At 70.2% G+C, this 17,735-nt stretch carries 16 protein-coding genes and 1 pseudogene; 8 read left to right on the forward strand and 9 right to left on the reverse strand.

Translation table 11 applies throughout. The features are described 5' to 3' along the window. Positions 1-18: 18 nt before the first annotated feature. The 5 genes from AB0I59_RS06885 to AB0I59_RS06905 are packed head-to-tail and all read right to left on the reverse strand — an operon-like array spanning position 19 to position 5,407. The gene (locus tag AB0I59_RS06885; RefSeq protein WP_082776430.1) at positions 19-861 is read right to left on the reverse strand and encodes an ABC transporter ATP-binding protein; all 843 of its coding nucleotides are present in this window, start codon (positions 859-861) and stop codon (positions 19-21) included. After that, a complete protein-coding gene (locus tag AB0I59_RS06890; protein WP_358130907.1) occupies positions 858-1,907 on the reverse strand; it encodes an ABC transporter ATP-binding protein in 1,050 nt (349 codons plus the stop codon). Before AB0I59_RS06890 ends, AB0I59_RS06885 begins: the two co-directional genes overlap by 4 nt. Continuing rightward, positions 1,904-2,770: an ABC transporter permease gene (locus AB0I59_RS06895; RefSeq protein WP_358130910.1), complete on the reverse strand. Its 867-nt coding sequence runs from the start codon at positions 2,768-2,770 to the stop codon at positions 1,904-1,906. Before AB0I59_RS06895 ends, AB0I59_RS06890 begins: the two co-directional genes overlap by 4 nt. Further along, the gene (locus AB0I59_RS06900) at positions 2,767-3,714 is read right to left on the reverse strand and encodes an ABC transporter permease (RefSeq protein WP_358130913.1); all 948 of its coding nucleotides are present in this window, start codon (positions 3,712-3,714) and stop codon (positions 2,767-2,769) included. Before AB0I59_RS06900 ends, AB0I59_RS06895 begins: the two co-directional genes overlap by 4 nt. 55 nt (positions 3,715-3,769) lie before the next feature. Beyond that, positions 3,770-5,407, reverse strand: a complete 1,638-nt coding sequence (locus AB0I59_RS06905) for an ABC transporter substrate-binding protein (RefSeq protein ID WP_358130916.1) — start codon at positions 5,405-5,407, stop codon at positions 3,770-3,772. Between the two features lie 126 nt (positions 5,408-5,533). Between AB0I59_RS06905 and AB0I59_RS06910 the strand changes: the two genes are divergently transcribed. Together AB0I59_RS06910 and AB0I59_RS06915 are read left to right on the forward strand one after the other, a co-directional pair. Next, the gene (locus AB0I59_RS06910) at positions 5,534-6,568 is read left to right on the forward strand and encodes a LacI family DNA-binding transcriptional regulator (protein WP_358130919.1); all 1,035 of its coding nucleotides are present in this window, start codon (positions 5,534-5,536) and stop codon (positions 6,566-6,568) included. Positions 6,569-6,735: 167 nt separating this feature from the next. Next, the gene (locus tag AB0I59_RS06915; protein ID WP_358130921.1) at positions 6,736-6,987 is read left to right on the forward strand and encodes a helix-turn-helix domain-containing protein; all 252 of its coding nucleotides are present in this window, start codon (positions 6,736-6,738) and stop codon (positions 6,985-6,987) included. 21 nt (positions 6,988-7,008) lie between these two features. Here AB0I59_RS06915 and AB0I59_RS06920 read toward each other — a convergent pair whose 3' ends face one another. Both AB0I59_RS06920 and AB0I59_RS06925 read right to left on the reverse strand, forming a co-directional pair. Beyond that, complete coding sequence (locus AB0I59_RS06920; protein WP_061252517.1) at positions 7,009-7,980, reverse strand: serine hydrolase domain-containing protein; 972 nt, start codon at positions 7,978-7,980, stop codon at positions 7,009-7,011. A 95-nt stretch (positions 7,981-8,075) separates the two neighbouring features. Further along, positions 8,076-9,518, reverse strand: a complete 1,443-nt coding sequence (locus tag AB0I59_RS06925; protein ID WP_358130923.1) for a methyltransferase domain-containing protein — start codon at positions 9,516-9,518, stop codon at positions 8,076-8,078. A gap of 199 nt (positions 9,519-9,717) precedes the next feature. Here AB0I59_RS06925 and AB0I59_RS06930 point away from each other — a divergent pair, with 199 nt between their 5' ends. From AB0I59_RS06930 to AB0I59_RS06940, 3 genes and pseudogenes are all read left to right on the forward strand, one after another. Further along, complete coding sequence (locus AB0I59_RS06930) at positions 9,718-10,020, forward strand: hypothetical protein (RefSeq protein WP_358130926.1); 303 nt, start codon at positions 9,718-9,720, stop codon at positions 10,018-10,020. Positions 10,021-10,345: 325 nt separating this feature from the next. Beyond that, complete coding sequence (locus AB0I59_RS06935) at positions 10,346-10,618, forward strand: beta-ketoacyl-[acyl-carrier-protein] synthase family protein (protein ID WP_061252515.1); 273 nt, start codon at positions 10,346-10,348, stop codon at positions 10,616-10,618. Next, positions 10,570-10,842 (forward strand): annotated as a pseudogene (locus AB0I59_RS06940) (beta-ketoacyl synthase N-terminal-like domain-containing protein); the annotation flags it as partial. The gene AB0I59_RS06935 and the pseudogene AB0I59_RS06940, both read left to right, overlap by 49 nt. A gap of 27 nt (positions 10,843-10,869) precedes the next feature. On the opposite strand, the gene AB0I59_RS06945 reads toward AB0I59_RS06940, so the two are convergent. Beyond that, the gene (locus AB0I59_RS06945; RefSeq protein ID WP_358130929.1) at positions 10,870-11,697 is read right to left on the reverse strand and encodes a methyltransferase domain-containing protein; all 828 of its coding nucleotides are present in this window, start codon (positions 11,695-11,697) and stop codon (positions 10,870-10,872) included. Between the two features lie 44 nt (positions 11,698-11,741). After that, positions 11,742-13,052: a chymotrypsin family serine protease gene (locus tag AB0I59_RS06950; RefSeq protein ID WP_358130932.1), complete on the reverse strand. Its 1,311-nt coding sequence runs from the start codon at positions 13,050-13,052 to the stop codon at positions 11,742-11,744. 617 nt (positions 13,053-13,669) lie between these two features. Here AB0I59_RS06950 and AB0I59_RS06955 point away from each other — a divergent pair. The 3 genes from AB0I59_RS06955 to lanL all read left to right on the forward strand — a co-directional run bounded on the left by AB0I59_RS06955 (position 13,670) and on the right by lanL (position 17,727). Next, on the forward strand, positions 13,670-14,023 hold the full coding sequence (locus AB0I59_RS06955; protein ID WP_358130934.1) for a hypothetical protein: 354 nt from the start codon (positions 13,670-13,672) through the stop codon (positions 14,021-14,023). Positions 14,024-14,045: 22 nt separating this feature from the next. Then, on the forward strand, positions 14,046-14,261 hold the full coding sequence (locus tag AB0I59_RS06960) for a hypothetical protein (protein ID WP_358130937.1): 216 nt from the start codon (positions 14,046-14,048) through the stop codon (positions 14,259-14,261). 649 nt (positions 14,262-14,910) lie between these two features. Then, on the forward strand, positions 14,911-17,727 hold the full coding sequence (gene lanL / locus AB0I59_RS06965; RefSeq protein WP_358130940.1) for a class IV lanthionine synthetase LanL: 2,817 nt from the start codon (positions 14,911-14,913) through the stop codon (positions 17,725-17,727). Positions 17,728-17,735 lie beyond the last annotated feature (8 nt).

Genomic DNA, 17,735 nt, shown 5'->3' on the forward strand with positions numbered 1-17,735 from the left:
CGTGTGTGGCAGGGAGACTCACGTCTCCACCTCCGCGAGGTCGCTGCCGTTGGAAAGCCGCGGCCGCCATCCCGGTCGCGGCGCGCTGTCGCGAAGCAGCACGGTGTACGGGTGCCGTGGATGGTCGAGCACCTCGGATGTGCTTCCACGCTCGACGATCCGGCCCTGTCGCATGACGACGACCTCCTCGCTCACCTGCCGGACGACGGACAGGTCATGGGTGATGAACAGGTACGTGAGCCGCCGGGCCCGCCGGATCTCGGCCAGCAGGTTCAGGACCTGCGCCTGCACCGAGACGTCCAGCGCGGCGACGGCCTCGTCCAGCACGAGGACGCGTGGTTCGGCGGCGAGCGCCCGCGCGATCGCGACCCGTTGCTGCTGCCCGCCGCTGAGCTCGCCGGGCAGCGCCCGGGCGTGCGCGGGTCGCAGCCCGACCTGGTCGAGCAGTTCGTCGACCCGGCGGCGCGCGTCCGCGCCGGTGACCCGGTGATGGGCCGCCAGCACCTCTCTGATCGCCGCCTCGACCGTGCGGCGGCGGTTCAGCGACCCGTTCGGATCCTGGAAGACCATCTGGATGTCCCGGGCGCGGGATCGCCGCTCCGCCCGGCGCGGCCGCTGCGCCACCGGGCGCCCGGCGAGGACGACGTCTCCGGCGTCCGCTCGTTCGAGACCGACCAGGACCCGCGCGAGGGTCGTCTTGCCCGATCCCGACTCCCCCACCACCGCGAGGCAGCTTCCGTCGGCGACGCTCAGGCTGACGTCGTCGAGCGCGCGTACCGTGCGGCGCCGACGGCCCCGGCCGACGGCGAACTCCTTGCGCAGCCCGCTGATCTCGATGACGTTCCCGCCGGTCGTGCTCACGTCGTCGCCTCCGTTTCCCTGTCCCGGACCGGTTCGCCGGTCGTCTCACCGGACGTCTCACCGGGCGTCTCACCGGCCAGCTCGTCGGCCAGCTCGTCACTGCGCAGGCAGCGGGTGGCACGGCCGGCGTGGTGGACCAGCGCGGGCTCATCCCGCTCGCAGCGAGGCGCCGCCCACGGGCAGCGGGCCGCGAAGGCGCAGCCTCCCTCGACCTCGTACGCGGCGATGGGCCGGCCAGGGATGACGGGAAGCTCCGAGGCCCTCGCGGTGATGCTGGGCCGGGAGTCGAGCAGCAGGCGCGTGTACGGATGTCTCGGCGCCGCGTGGAGCTGCGCGGGCGTCGCGATCTCGACGATCTCCCCGGCGTACAGCACCGCGATCCGGTCGCACACGGCCGAGGCCAGTTCGAGGTCGTGGGTGACGAAGAGCATCGCCATCCCGTGCTCTCGGCGTTGCCCGTCGAGGATGGCCATGACCTCCGACTGCGTGGTCACGTCGAGTGCCGTGGTGGGCTCGTCCGCCAGCAGCAGCCGCGGGGAGCTCGCCACCGCGGCGGCGATGACGACCCGCTGCAGCATCCCGCCGGACAGCTGGTGCGGGTAGGACCCCATGCAGCGGTCCACGTCGGCGATCCCGACCCGCGCGAGCAGGTCACGCGCCCGGCGGGTGGCCGCGTCCCGGCTCTCCCCGCGCGCGTCGCAGAGCCCTTCGACGAGGAACTGCGAGACGCGGAGCACCGGGTTCAACGCGGCCCTGGGGTTCTGGCTGATCATGGTCACGTCGTTGGCGCGTACCCGGCGTAGGGCGGCGGCATCGAGCCCCCGCACATCCGCACCGTCGAGCAGCACCCGGCCCGTCACGCGAGCTCCCGGAGGCTCGGTGCGCAGGACGGTGCGCAGCGTCATGGACTTGCCCGACCCGGATTCACCGACGAGACCGAGGGCCTCGCCGGGCGCGAGGGACAGGGAGACGCCCCGCAGGAGCGCCCGGTCCCCGCGCTTCGACGGCAGGTCGAGGCGGACATCGTCGAGTTCGAGGACGTTCACGCGCGGCCACCCGCCTTCCGGCCGCCGAGCCGTTCGCCGATGACGCTGAACGCGGCGACCGCGACGACGATGCACACGCCGGCGTACATGCTCTGCTGGGGGTGGCCCTGGAGCAGGGAGTCCTTCCCCTGAGACACCATCAGTCCCCAGTCGGCGGTCGGCGGCTGGACGCCGAGGCCCAGGAACGACAGCGCGGCGAGGTCGATCATCGCGTACCCGAAGTTGATGGCGGCCCCGGTGAGGATCTGCGGCGCGATGTTGGGCAGGATGTGCCGCAGGCTGACGACCGCCCCCGACAACCCCTGGAGCTCGGCCGCCTGGACGTAGGCGAGCCGCCTCTCACGCAGCGCGACGCTGCGCAGCACGCGGGCGCTGTAGGGCACGTACGCGATCGCGAGCGCGATCGTGACCTGCGCGAGCCCGGTCCCGAACACCGCGACGGCGAGGATCGCCAGCAGCAGGTTCGGGAAGGCGAAGAGCAGGTCGAGGACGCGACCGAGGAACGCGTCGACGTGCCGGCCGAACCAGGCGGCGACGAGCGCCAGCAGGGTGGCGCCCCCGCCGGCGAGCAGGACCACGACGGCGGCGCCGAGCAGGCTGGTCCGCGCGCCGTACAGGAGCCGGGCGAGCAGGTCCCGGCCCGACTGATCGGTGCCGAGCAGGTGTTCGGCGCCGGGACTCTGATAGCGCTCGATGACGCTGCCCACGGCCGGATCGTGGGACGTGAGCAGAGGTGCGCACAGCGCGGCCAGCGTGATCAGGGCGATGACCACGGCGGCGGCGATGCCGAGCGGGCCGAGCCGTTCGGCCAGGTCGCCGCCGCGCCGGCGGGCCGCCGGACGGGCGAGGGTCTCCGCGCTCACGCGCTCTCACCTCCGAACTGAACACGCGGGTCGATCACCGCGTAGAGGACGTCGATCACCAGGTTGACCACTCCGAACACCGCGACCAGGACGAGCGCGATGGCCTGCACCACGGCGAAGTCCTTCTGCTGCACGGAATTGATGAGCATGGCGCCGATGCCGTCGAGGGTGAAGGCGTGCTCGACGACCGCCGCGCCGGCGACGAGTGCGGCGATGTTCACCCCGACGATCGTCGTCACGGGCAGCATCGCGTTGCGGACGATGTGCCGGCGCGCCACGACGCGCCAGGGCACGCCGCGCGCCAGGGCGACGGAGACGTGCTCCGCTCCGCGTTCCTCCACGACGGCGGTGCGCGTGATCCGGGCGACCACGGCGGCCGCCGGGAGCGCGAGCGCCACGGCGGGTAGCGTCAGATGCGCCATGCGGTCGGCGAACCCGGCGCCGGCTCCGAAGACGGGGAACCAGCCCAGCGTCACGGAGAACATGCTCATGAGCAGGACGGCCGCGAAGAACGTGGGGATCGCGAATCCGACGCTCGATCCGAGCAGGACGGCGGTGTCGAAGGCTCCGCCCCTCAGACCGGCGATCGCCCCCGCGAGGACGCCGAACACCACGATGATGACGGCGGCGTACAGCGTCAGCCACAGGGTCGTCGGGATCCGGGACAGCAGCAGCGACGCGACGTCCTGGCGGGTCGTGAGGGACTCGCCGAGATCCCCGGTGAGCACGCCGCTCAGCCAGTTCCAGTAACGGAGCAGGAAGGGATCGTCCAGGCCGTACTGCGCCCGGATCGACGCGAGGACCTCGGGGCTGACGGTCCGGCCCTGGACGAGGAAGCTCTCGGGCGTGCCCGGGGCGGCGTACATCGCCGCGAAGATGAGGAAACTTGAGATGAGGAGGGTGGCGGCCAGCGCACCGAGCCGCCGGATAACGAAGCGCAGCACATTGCCTCCGATCAGGAGGTGAGGGGCGCGTCACCGCGCCCCGGGTCCGTCATGGTCACGCCGCGCCGAGGTCGGCGGCCCAGGGGTAGTAGAGGTAGACGAACGAGGCCGGCACACCGGTCACCCGCTTGTTGAGGAACAGCCGGACCGACGGCGCGGCGATCGGGATCCACGGCATCTGCTCCATGACCTTCGCCTGGAGCTCGGTGACGAGCGTCGCCCGCTTCGCCTCGTCCAGCGTTCCGGCCGCCTCCGCGATGAGGCTCTGGGCCTGCGGGTCGTCGTAGCCGTTGAAGTTCTGCGATCCGCCCTTGGCGGCGATCGTGCGCAGGAAGGCGAGCGGGTCGGGGATGTCCATGTAGTTCGTCGTCATGAACCCGTCGTAACCGGCGCGGGCCTTGGGGTCGGAGAAGAAGGCTCCGTACTGCGCGCTCGGGACTCCCTTGGGCTGGACGGTGAGGCCCAGCTCGCGGGCGGCGTTGGACATCTCCGACAGGATGTCGGCGTAGAACTGGCGCTCGCTGGGGTAGGCGATGGTGATCGGCGCGCTGCCGACGTCGACCCCCGAGAGGAGCTTCTTCGCCTCGTCGAGGCTCTTCTTCGTGTCCGGCAGGGCGTCGTACGCCTTTCCGAACACCTCGTCGCCGTACGTCCAGCCGCCTCGCGGCACCAGCGAGCGCGGCACCTGGGCGGTTCCGGCGAACACGGTCTGCGCGATGGCCTCACGGTCGGTGGCGAGGGCCAGCGCCCGCCGCACGGCCGGGTTGCCGAGGGCCCCGTCACCGGTGCTGATGACGCCGACCAGCTGGAGCGACTTGCCGAAGTACAGCGTGCCGTCGCCGGCGTTGGAGAGCTGGTCGACCGCGCCGAGGGGGACGTCGTACGAGCCGTCGATGGCGTTCGTCTGCAGGGCGCTCGCGATCGCGCCCGGGTCGACGATGAACTGCAGGTCGATCTGCTTGGTCTTGGCCCGCCGCGACGCGTCCCAGTAGGCGTCGTTGCGCAGCATCGTGATCTTGGAGCCCTTCTCCCAGGACGAGAGTGTGAAGGGCCCGGTGCACATGACCGACCCTTCGGGCGTGCCGTACTTCGCGCCCGCCTCGGCACGCTGCTTGCGCTCGACGACCACGCCGATCGGGGTGGCCATGTACGAGTTGAGCGTGGCGTCCGGCTTCTTCAGCGTGATCGTGACCTGCCTGTCGCCGGTCTTCTCGATGCTCGCGATGTTGCCGGTGATCTGGTCGGAGGCCCAGTAGCTGCCCTCCTTCGGGTCGAGGTGACGGCGGAGGCTGAACACCACGTCGTCGGCGGTCATCGGCTCACCGTCCCAGAACCGCACACCGTCCCGCAGGGTGTAAACCCAGGTCTTCTGGTCGGAGGTCTCGACCTTCTCCGCCAGGTTGGGCTTCATGGAGTAGTCGGGGTCCAGCCGCATCAACCCCTCGCAGAGGTTCGCGACGACCGTGTTCTCCGGGTAGTTGAACGCCTTGATCGGATCAAGTGACGCGGGCTCGCCGAAGGGCAGGTTCCAGGTCGCCTTGTCGAGATCCCGCTGTGCGGCCGGGGTGATCACCAGGAGGTCGTCGAGCTTCTGACCGGCCGTCTTCGGGCCGGCCGGGTCGGCGCCGCCGCCACACGCGGCGAGCCCCAGGCTCAGCGAGGCGGCGAAGATCGCCTTCGCGTATATGCGCATCTCGTTCTCCGAACTGCCGGGGAGTGGACCCTTTGAGGCCATTTGTGCAGGCCCTGGGCGTAACAGGCAGCGACCATACAACACAAAACGTTTTAGTAAAAGGTTTTGTGGCCTACTATGTTCGGTATGTCCGAGCAGGGATCACCACCCGCACGCCCGACGATCCGTGATGTCGCGCGTGAGGCGGGCGTCTCCGTCACGACGGTGTCCCACGCGCTGAACGGCAAAGGAACCGCCTCGGAGGCCACGCGGCAGCGGGTCCTCGCCGTCGCCGACCGCCTGGCCTACCGCGCCCACCCCATGGCGCGCGGGCTCCGCCAGGGGCGCACCGGTGTCCTCGGGCTCGACATGCGCCCGCTCGACGCGATCGGGTCCTACCTGCCCGAGGGTGTGGATTACTTCATGCGGTTCGCCGGCGCGGCCGCGGTGACCGCGCTCGACCACGGCCTCGGGCTCATGCTCGTGCCGGACCTGACGCGCTCGGACATCCCCCAGTACGCCCATGGCGTGGACGGCTACGTCGTCGGCGACCCGGTGCGCAACGATCCCGTCCTCACCCGGCTGCTCGACGCCGCCATTCCGGTCGTCACCGTGGGCCGCGACCCCGGGCGGCCGAAGTTCACCGACTGGGTCGGGCCCGACGACGCGTACGAGACCGAACGCGTCCTCGAACTGCTGCGGTCGCGCGGCGCCGAAAACATCGCCCTCCTGGCCGGCACCGACGACAACGCGTGGAACGTCGACTCAGAAAAGGCCTACCGGTCGTGGGCGCGACGCGGCGGCATGCCGACGCGGGTACTGCACATCCCCGAGGCGGCGGGCGAGGACGGCGGCCGCGACGCCGCCCGGCGACTCCTGAGAGGAAAGCAGCCGCGGCCCGACGCGATCTACTGCCAGACGGGTCGGCACGCGGCGGGGGTCCTCGCCGAGGCTCGTCGGCTGGGCGTGTCCGTCCCTCACGATCTGCTCATCGCGGCCGGCTCGGACGCGCAGCAGACCCGCCTCGCCGTACCGGGGATCACGGCCCTCGATCTCGGACCGGAGGACTCGGGCAGGGCCGCCGTGGAACTGCTCATCGCACGCCTGGCCGGCGACACCACACCCGGGCCGATCATCCTGCCCACCGAGCTGCGCATACGCGCGTCGACCGGGGACGCCTGACACCGGACGCGCGACGGGTACGCGGGGCGGCACGCGTCCGCCGACGTCATCCATTTCCCGCACCTGGTGAGCGTGCCCGGCGTACCGGAACGGCTCCCCCTGCACGAGGCGGCGCGGCTCGGCGAGATCCCGGGCATCGCGGTCGGTCTGAGCCGCCCGCTCGCGCCGTGCTCGGGGCCGCACTGCGTTACGACGCCGAGCACGGCTCACAGCTGGTCGCCCCGGTCCGCACCCGGATGGAACGCGACCGCAGGATCGACGACGCGGCCAGGGCGCTGCACGTCCACCCGAACACCCTGGCGTACCGCCCGCGCAGGTTCGGCGCGCTCACCGGCCTCGATCTGGCCTCGACCGGCGACTTCACCGAGGTGTGGCTCGCGATCCGGGCGGCGCAGCAGCTCGGCGGGATCTCCCAGTGAGGCGGCGCCGGGGAGGCGATTTCAAGGTCTGCGGCCGATCCCGGCCAGGATCACCTCGTCGATCACGACCGTGGCGGTCGGCTGGTCGGGCAGGTCGTACTGCCCGGCGGTCACGGCGACGGCGAGGTTCAGCGCGGGCGCCACGTAGATCCGCTGACCTCCGTTGCCGAAGGCACCCACCCAGGTGTCGCCGATGTACCACTGGTAGCCGTAGTGCCGGCCCTCGCTGATCGGCACGTGCGGACGGAGCGCCGCCGCCAGCCAGGACGCGGGCACGATGCCGCCGCCGCCGTCCAGCACGAGCCGCGCGACGGCGAGGAGGTCGCGGGGGGCCAGCCGGAGCCCGGAGGCCGCCAGCGCGGTCCCGTCGTCACCGGTCGCCCACTCGAAACGCCCGATCCCCAGCGGCTCGAACAGCCGGGCCCGCGCGTAGTCCGCCAGCGCCGATCCCGTGCCCTTCTCGATGAGCCGGGCCACCAGCGCCGATGCCCCTCCGCAGTAGGACCAGCGCGTGCCGGGCTCTGCCACGATCGGTCGCTCCAGGATGTAGCGGAACCGGTCCGGGGCGAGCTCCATCGCGATCTCGCTGTTGGCGGCGCTCGTGTAGGGCACGTTCTCATTCCACTCAAAGCCGAGCGTCATGGTGAGCGCGTGCCCGACCGTCAGCGCGGCCCGCCGGGGATCCCCCGCGAGATCCGGGTATTCGGGGAAGTGCCGGAGCAACGGCTCGTGTGGCTCCGGCACCCGGCCGTCAGCCAGCGCGATGCCGTACAGCAGGCCGACGACGCTCTTGGTGACCGACCGGACGTCATGCGGCGTCTCGGGCGTGAAACGAACCCGGCCGAGCGACTCGTTCAGCCGGAAGTCCACTCCCTCTCCGTAGTACTCAAGGATCACTCGGCCGTCGCGGACGGCGACGACGCCATGAAGGTCGGGAATCCGGCCCTGCTCGGCGGCACGGGCGAGACGGCGGGTGAATCGGTCATCTTTCATGACCTCTGTTCTAGGCCCTGCCGCCGTGTCAGGCTGAACCCGGCCGAGAGCATGGATCCGAGTGCGGCACATCGCCCGCCCCGCGTCCTCGGCGCTCACCCGGAACGCCGCGAAGGGGTGAGCCGGTAGACGTGTGTCTCGAGAACCATGCTGATCTCATATTGCTTGCTCGAGCAGACATCCCGCGCTTCCTGGAGAAGCTCCTCCATATCAGCCTGGGAGCACCCGGAGAACAAGATGTTCCATACGTCCCTCTCTCCGATCAGGAGCTCATCGTGACCGGAGCGGGGCTCCGGTCCCGCCGCACTGCGCAGCGCGGTGGAGAAACGCCGGACGAGCCGGAACCCGAACTCCTCGGCACGCTTCGGCAGATCGTTCATGATCAGCCGGTCGCCGGTGTAGGCGCGGCCGCGCCGATGGATCAAGCGCGTGATCGCCTCCGGGCCCGAGAAACCGCGATCGTCGACGTCGACCACGTACAGCAGCCCGCCGGGCCGCAGAACGCGACGTGTCTCCAGGAGGAGCAGATCAGGGCTGCGGAGATGGGCGAACATGAAATTCGCGGTGACCACGTCATGCGACGCGCCGGGTTCACCCGTGGCGTACGCCGTGCCCTCCCTGACATCACAATCGGGGAGGCTCGAGCGGGCTCTCGAGAGGAGCGGGGCGACAGGTTCGACACCCCGTAAGTGGTAGCCTGCCAACGGCCGCGTCCCGGCGACCGCGGCCAGATACTCCCCGGATCCGGTCCCGATGTCCAGCAGCGACGCGGGCGGGGGCGGGAAGGGCGCCGAGGCCAGGCGCGACCGCTGCTCGGTCAGCACCACCTCGTTCCTGGCGATCAGACGGGACATCTCCGTCCGAGGGGACAGCATCTCCGGACGGCGGATCTCGGCCGCGAGGCGCTCTATGGCCAGGAGACCCTCGCGTCCGCCGTCCACGAGAAAGCGGACGAGGGAGGGAACGGGAATGCCGTCGCCGCGGGCGGAGTAGTCCCTGGTGAGGTCCCGGTGCTTGAGGTAGAACTCCTCCAGTTCTTCTTTTCCCTCCACCTTCATGATCGCGAGCGCCTTGTCGCTGGCGCCGACCTCGGCGTGGTAGACGAAATTCCTTCTCGCGTAACGATCGATCAGCTGCTGAACCCAGGCGGGGACGGCCAGGAAGAAGCGAGACGGAACCAGCGACTCGCAGATCTGCCGTAACATCGACGTCCCGGCCTCCGCGCTTATGAGGCGGCCTCGATATGCCGGGAGCTCCACTCGCTTGCCGATCTGGACAGTGGGCCCATCCGTGTCCGCCAGCCCCATGGCGGCCAGTTCCGGCGCTCCGGGTTCGTAGACGTACGCGGAGATGGCCGCCATGATCTCGCCATTGTCGAAAGCGCAAAGGTGGATGCCCTCCGGGTCCTTGTCGTGGCGTACCCAGTCCTCCGTCCAGCCCAGTTCGTCCCTGAGCACACGCCTCCGGATGCCGACGATCTCATCGCCGCCGTCGTCCCAGTCGATCCAGCGCGCTTCTATTCCGCTTCTGCCGCTCATTCAAGCCTCTCCTTGATTCACCCGAAGTAGCCCAGAGATGTCGGCGAAGAGACCGGGGAGCTGGGGCGGCCCTGACGGCTCCCGGGGTGCCGCGTCGCCGGACCATCCAGGTGCGACGGCGCGGACGACGGCCGGACGACGAAAAGGCTCCGCGGCCCCGCCGGCCCGTCAGCGGCCTCCGGCTGAGCACCTTCCGATCGTGCGGCTGCGACCTTTTCCTTTTCTTGTCGCCGATAAAGAGAGCCTTGCGGGCGATCAGGACCTCATCGCCTTCGAGCCTGCGGGCAGAGACCGCCGTCGACCCGGGTCCTGCGCCTTCACCAAGGTGCCGCCCGATCCGGCGACGCCCATCGCGCCGTCCGGTGAGCCTCATGGCCTGGCATACGCCCATCCGCGGTTCGCGCCACCCGTCGACAAGGAACCCCGGAGAGTAAATCTTGCCAATGGCAAGTTAGTTGAAGATGACGAGTACGGTCCCGACGACCGGCTTCTTTCGATCTGATCCCTCGAGGGTCGCGTCGGTTGGCGTCGTGCCCGGATTTCCGTCCGAATGCGCGGCGAACAGGAGCTTCCGAACGTCGGCCTTCACTCGTATACCCACCACGGTCAGCTGGCCGGGAAGTTCACATGACCCACATCGCCGCCGTTTGCGGTGCCCTTCCTCCGTACCGCTATCCGCAGTCGGAAATCACAGACGCGATCGCACAGGCGTGACTTCCCCAAGGGGGCAGCCGCCGCTTGCTCGACCGGCTGCACACGTCCGCCGGGTCGAGCACCGCAACCTGGTTCTGCGCCTGGAGGAGTACGGCAGGGTCAACGGCTTCGGGATGGCCAACGACACGTTCATCGAGGCGGCCGTCGAGCTGGGGACCGAGGTGCTGAGGTCGGCGCTGGACGCCGCCGGACTGGCGCCGGGCGCCGTCGACATGATCATGTACACCTCGGCGACCGGCATCGCCCTGCCGTCCATCGACGCGAGGGTGGCGAGCCGCCTCGGGATGCGCTCCGACGTCAGGCGGATACCGATGTTCGGCCTCGCCTGCCTCGGCGGAGTGCCTGCGCCTCCGGCGCGGAGTCCATCGGTCACGGGATCGAGATGATCAAGGGGGGCCGCGCCGACGTGGTCGTCGCCGGGGGCACCGAGGCGGCCATCCATCCCATGTGTCTGAACTCCTTCGCCGCGATGCGGGCGGTGTCCAGGCGGAACGGCGAGCCGGAGCGCGCGTCCCGGCCGTTCGACAAAGGGCGTGACGGGTTCGTCCTCGGCGATGGCTCGGGCATCGTGGTGCTGGAGTCGGAAGAGCACGCGCGAGCGCGTGGGGCGACCCACCGGGGCGGCGCCGCACCGCCGTCACACCAGAACGCTGGTCCGGCTGGGTTTCGTCGCCACCGCCACGTAGATGGGCATGGCCACGAGGAGACATCCCCGGGCGTCGGCCAGTTCGAGGGAGTCGAACCAGTCCGCCCGATCTCCCTCCGCCACGAGGTCGGCCTGCCGCCTGTCGAGGACCGGGATCACGGACGCGGCATCCGCCAGGCTGGTCGCTATCGGGTGAACCGAGCGCACCATGGGATCGGCCAGGCCTGCCTCCACCAGCCGGCGGTGTAGCGTGCGGCCGATGGTCGGCTGACGTAACTTCAGCCGGAACGCGTCCAGAGCGCGCGTCGTCAGGGCCGGGTCGACACCGTCGACGACGAGCGCGCCCCAGTCGGCGTCGACGACGCAGACCCGGCCACCGGGAGACAGCGACCGCGCCATGGAACCGACTGCCGCATCGGGATCGGAAACGTGCTGCAGGACCCGCTCGCACCACACCACGTCGAAATCGGCGCCGAGGTCGAGGGAGGTCACATCCGCGACCTGGTACGTCACCACCGCGTCCTGCGGTGAGGCGACGTGATCGTCGCGGGCCGCGGCCACCATCGCGGGGTTCAGGTCGACGGCGGCCACCGACCCGTCCGGGCCCACCGTATGGGCGAAGGCCGTCGACATCTCGCCGAGCCCGCATCCCACGTCCAGGACGCTGCTGCCGGGAGCAACCGACAGCAGGTCCAGGGCGGCAGCGCGCACCGCCCATATCACCGGGTGCTGGGAGGCCCGCGCGAGATACTTCTCGGCCGCCGCCTGTTCCGCGGCCGTCGAACTCGCCTGGAACAACTTTCCGTCTTCGCCGTCCACGGACATCCTCTCCGCCGATCCCGCCTGCTGCCCTGCTCGTACGGTTACTTCTTGGCGTCCGCCGTCAAGCCCTGCTGCGGACCGTCCACGACGGGGATGGCGCTGTAGCGGGCGAGGGCCTGGCTCGTGTCGGCGTAGTAAATCCGCCATGCGCATTCCCGTCCCGTCCACATCTCGCCCGTGCACGCCACCTTCGTGTTCACGTCGCCGGCCGTGATCGTCCCCTTGGCGAGGACCTTGGCGTTGGCGCTGGTCAGCTCGAAGACGGGTCCGCCGCTGTCACCGTGACCGGCGGCACTGGTGTGGTCGACCTGCTCGGCCTTCACCAGCGGATAGGCGCTGCCGACCGAGAGGTTGTTGGCCTTGACCTGGATGTTGCACAGAACGCCGGAGGAGGCGCCCGACGTGCACAGCCAGTTGCCGACGTTGCTGAACGACGCTCCGGCGATGGGCTTGGTGTACGACGAGTTCTGCCAGCCGCCGTCCCACATGCGGCCGGCCCCCCGCGCGTTGATGATGAGGGTGTCCGCTCGCTGGTTGTCGTTGACCACGAGACCCATGGGGTCGCCGCCGCCGTCGAAGACGGTCTCGCCCAGGCCGGCGCAGTGTGCGGCGCTCAGCAGACTGGTGGTGCCCTGGACATGCATGGGCCAGCCGACGGTGCAGTTCCCCGTCCTGGCCCCGGCGTAGTAGGGAGCGGTGTCGTCCTCACGGCACCACGAGGCGCCGTCCGCGCAATGTCCCGCGAACGGCGTCATCTCCACTTCGCCCGCGGCCGTATCCACGCGCACGTCCACGCTCGCCGTGGTCAGGAGGCTCTGGGCGTCGAGGCTCTGGGCCTGCGACCGTCCCTTCGCCCACCGCGCGTCGATGCCGCTGCCGTCCGCGCGAGGAGCGGCCTCCCCGATGGCGCCGTTCGCGCCGAGCCGCTGCACCTGCGCGAGGAGCTGCTCCTGGTTGTATCGCGCCGGCAGCACCCGGACGGGAACGGACCTGTTTTGCTCGTCGATGACACGCTGGACGGAGGCGGGCACCCTGCCCTGCCAGTACACGAGGAGTTCCCGGTTCTCCGGGGCCGCGACCACGCTCGCGTAACCGCTCCCCCTGGTCGCCGCGGCCGCCTTCTGGATCTTCTCCGCGGCCGCGTTGAGCGTGTTCTGCATGCTCATCAGGTCGCCCCAGGTGGCGAAACCACCGGGCACGGGGGCGGCCGCCAGCGCGGCCGCGACCGTGCCGTCCCCCGTATCCTCTCCCGAGGTCCGCGCCTGTACAGCGGGGCTCCCCATACCGACGACGAGCAGCAGGAAGGCTCCCGCCGCGAGCCCGGCACGCCGGACCGCGCATGCACTGTTCACCGATACCTCCTTGGATGAGTTCTGGGAGGCCCACCACGAGGGCGCGACTCATGGTCGTTCCGTCTTCTCCGGCTGCTCCTTGTCGTTGGTAAGATGACGCATTCTGATTATCTTGTCAATGTCAAAATCACCCTGAGCCGCCTCCGGGTTCTGCGCCGCGCGCCGCGAGGATCAGCTCGGCAGAGGACCCGACCGGCGGCACGGCGACCTCCACGACAGGCAGGTTGCTCGTCGCTCTCCCGGACCCCTTAAACCGTGAGCGAACCGAGGCCGGTTCCCTTGTGAAATACCTGGCGCTTGCCGCGGAGCTTCCAATAGGGACTAAAACTCATCCACCGACCCCTTTAGGAGACTTAAGGGAACCCGCCGCACGCTGGTGGCCCGCCGGCTTTTCGTCGTACGCCGCTCGGCGAGATGAGTTCACCGTTCACCTCATCGCCCCGGCGCTTACCCACGTAAGGGCGTAAGTGTCCGAAAACACCCATGCCGTCGCACCTTATTCATGGCAAATCTTGTCGTAGACGGACCGGGCCCGGGCACACATCTTGTCAATTACAAGTTGGGTCGGGTGACGTGGGAGCGCCGGACCCCGGACCACCCTCTGAACGGAGACACACATGACGGAAGCACAGGCCCTGCCCGACGTGGCCCCTACGTCCCGGCTCGCCTACAGCGTGGAGATGGTGCATCGGATGCGGATGCTGATCGACGAGGAGATCCGCCAGGTCAAAGCGAAGGCCGACCTTCGAATCGCCGAGCTGGAGCAGGCGATGCGTGACATCGAAGCCAGGCAGGTGCCGCGCCCTACCTTCCACCCGCTACTCCCCCCGGGGCGTCAGGGCTATCCGGACACGCCTGCCGACCGCGATCCGTACGCGTATGCCCCAGACCTGCATGACAGCGATGCGGAACCTCGAACTCTGAGAGGCTTCACAAAGGGCCTGGACGCCAGGGACTGGGTGCGAGGATGACCCTCGCCGAAGTAGGCGCGTCATGGTCTCGTTGATCCGCTTGTTCGGGTCATACGCCCACGGCCGGATCATCGACCGCCGGCACTCCCCGCTGGTCTCCGCCCGCATGCGGCGGGTACACCACCTCGCCAGGGGTCGAAGAGCACTCGAGAACCCGCTGCCGCTCGAACCCGGAGAGCAGGGGGACGATGACGGGGACGGGCTGATCATCCCCCCGCCCCCCTGGTGGCGCTCGTGACCGCACGCGACAGCCGCCACAAGTCGCCTTAATCCACGCGGATCAAGGTTCCACTGGTGATTCGGAACAACGATTCCGTCAGACCCGCCGCCGGGCCCCGCAGAAACGAAAGGAAATCATCCTTCCCGCAGCCTCTGCAGCATTGCGGGCAATCTCACCCTTGACAAGGGAAACCTGAGGGCCGGTCCTGTGCCCGTCGGTTCAACCCCCGCGAACAGGCAGACTTTCCCGCTCGCCGCCCAGGTCGCCATTATTTGCCAACCGGCCTCCTTGTCACCGCCGATGCGGCTTCTCTTCTCCGCCGACAAGAAGGACGGCCATGCCCAAATAACCAGTCTGCGCCCCATTCACAGAGCAATACTTTGAGTATGCGTATCCCATTACACGAATGACTCAGGGACAACCGCCAATGTCGCTTCCCCTGAAAGCCCTTGAGCCGTATACCGTACGACCTCTCACCTCGTACGCGGCGGTTTAAGCGCCCGCTAGGCGCCCATAAGGACTCCCCCGGATTCTGAGCACGCCTCCCCGGCCGCGGCCGGGGAGGCCTCCCCCTGCCTGCCGGTCTTCCCGCCGTCGCAGACGGGGACCAGGCGGGATCCGGGCGGATTCAGCCGTCAGATAAGACGACGGGGGTTGCGGCGTGAGCATGAGCGGTACAGGTGCGCAGGAGCGTGAGGGCACGGACGCCCACCTGCTGGAGGACATCGCCAGGGCCGCCGTGCGTCGGCACGCGAACAGCGGGACCGGCGAGACGGGATATCCGGCGGCGGCCGGCGACGGGTGGGAGATCCGGTGCGGCAGACCGTGGACATACGTCACCCCGGCCCCGCTCCCCGCCCGGGCGCAGGGCTGGAAGCTGCACCTGTCGGCGACGCCGCTGTCGGCTCCGATCGTGCTGGCGCGAGCGGCCGAGGTGCTCGCCCGCCACCGCTGCCCGTTCAAATTCGCCGCCGCTCTCGAGGATCTGGCCGCTCTCCTCGACAGGGGCGCCGACCGCGGATCGGTCGGCAAGTTCGTCACCGTCTATCCCCCGGACGACGAGGCGGCGAGGGCGATCGCCGGGGAGCTGCACGCAGCCACCTACGGCCTGCCCGGTCCGCCCATTCTCTCCGACCGGGCCTACCGGCCGGGCAGCCTGGTCCACTATCGCTTCGGGGTGTTCTCGGCGCGGAGCGCGCTCGACAACGACGGCGCCTACAGTTCGAGTCTGACCGCCCCCGACGGCGCCAGCGTGATCGACCGGCGCAACGCCTGGTACTCGCCCCCGGAATGGGCCACCTGCCCGTTCGAGTCGGGCCAGGCTCCGGTGCGCACCGCCGCTCCGGAGGCCATATTGCTGGCCGACCGGTTCGTGGTCCGCCAGGCGATCCGCCATGGCGCGAAGGGCGGGGTGTTTCTGGCGGAGGACCGGATCTCCGGCCGGCGGGTGGTGATCAAGCAGGCGCGCCCGCACCTCAGCTCCACGCTGGGAGGACAGGACGAACGCGACCATCTCCGTCACGAGGCGCGCATGCTCGACCTCCTCGCGCCGCTGGGCGTCACCAGTCGCAAGATGGACCTGTTCGAGCAGGACGGCAACCTGTTCCTGGCCCAGGAGCACCTCGAAGGCACGATGCTCAGCGCCTGGGCCGGTGAGGAGCAGCTCGCGAACCCCGGCGGATGGCAGGCCGCGGCGATGAGCGTGGTGCGCAGGCTCGCCCGCTTGGTCCGTGTCGTGCACCAGCAGGGCTACGTGCTGCGGGACCTGACTCCGGACAACGTCATCGTCGGCTCGGACGGCGACTGCCGGCTGATCGACCTGGAGATGGCGGCCGTCCCCGGCGCCCCGGTGGCGAGGGCGTTCACGCCGGGCTACGCGCCGCCCGAGCAGGTGCGCGGGCCCAGGCACGGCCCGGCGCCGACGGCCGAAGTGGACCTGTACGCCCTGGGAGCGACAGTGTTCTTCCTCGCCACGGCCTGCCGGCCGATGCTCGCCGCCGACGACACACCGGGGGACCGCGCGTGGGATTCCCGCGTACGGTCGCTGGTCGAGGTGGCGTCGGGGGGCAACGCCCTGGCCCAGGCGATGGCGCCGATGATCCTTGGCCTGATGCGGGAGGACCCGGCCCGGCGCTGGGATCTGCGCCGGGTCGACGAGTTCCTCGACAGGCCGGACACCGAACCCGGGCCCTTCGCGACCCCCGCCCATCGCCTCGACAGGGTGGATCAGGACCGCCTGCTCCGCGACGGGGTCGCGCACACGCTCCGGCGGATGGACCGCGACGCGGCCGGCGATCCGGAAGGGCGCGGCCGCCTCTGGCCCGCCTCGGGTTTCGGCGCCGCCTCCGACCCCTGCGCGGTCCAGTACGGCACAGCCGGAGTTCTCAAACTCCTGGCCTCGCTTCTGGACACTCCCGCCGGCGCGGAGGGCGGCATCCCGGAGTCGTGGCGCTCCGATGTCACCGCCACGCTGGAGAGCGCGGCCGGCTGGACGGCCCGGCGTGTGGCCGCTGAGGCCAGGCCGTCGCCGGGGCTGTACTTCGGCCGGGCCGGTATCGCCTGGGGCCTGTACGAAGCCGGCCGGGTGCTCGCCGACGACGGCCTGTGCACGGCGGCCGTCGACCTGGGGCTGGGTCTGCCGGTCGCCTGGCCGAACCCGGACGTCTGCCACGGCCTGGCCGGCACCGGGCTGGCCCTGCTGCACCTGTGGCATGCCACCGGCGACGAGCGGTTCGGTGACATGGCCGGCCGCTGCGCCGACGCCCTGCTCGCGAGCGCCGAGCGCACGCCCGGCGGAGTGCTGTGGACGATCCCCGAAACCTTCCCCTCCGCACTCGCCGGCCTGGTCCACTACGGCTTCGCCCACGGCGTGGCCGGGATCGGGACCTTCCTGCTCGCCGCCGCCACCGGCCTCGAACGCGACGACTGCCTGGACACGGCCCTGCTCGCCGGACGGACGCTGCTGGCCGCGGCCCATCCCATCGGCGAGGCCACCTGGTGGGGGGAATCCCCCGGCGGCACCGTCAAGTTGCCGCACTGGTGCAGCGGGTCCTCGGGGATCGGCACCTTCCTGATCCGCCTCCACCGCGCGACGGGTGGGGAACGTCTCCTGGAGGCCGCGAGAGGTGCCGCGGCGGCCGTCCGCCGTTCCCGTCTGTCCTCGGGAAGCGCCGCCTGCCACGGACTCGCGGGCGACGGACAGTTCCTGCTCGACATGGCCGGCCTGCTCGGCGAACCCGCCTACCACGACCAGGCCGAAGAACTGGCCGCATGCCTGTCAGCGCGTGCGGTGCTCCGAGACGGGCTGCTCGTGGTGCCGGACGAGAACGGCGACAAGGTGAGCTTCGGCTGGAACACCGGCCTGGCGGGAGTCCTCGACTTCCTGCACCGGCTGCGCCGCGGCGGCGCCCGTTCCTGGACGGCCGACGTCCCCGCTCGCGTCACCGCGCCGACGGCGACGGCGACGGACGGCGAGACGCCATGAGCACCGAG

The sequence above is a fragment of the Microtetraspora glauca genome (assembly GCF_040656155.1).
Classification (GTDB): domain Bacteria; phylum Actinomycetota; class Actinomycetes; order Streptosporangiales; family Streptosporangiaceae; genus Microtetraspora; species Microtetraspora glauca.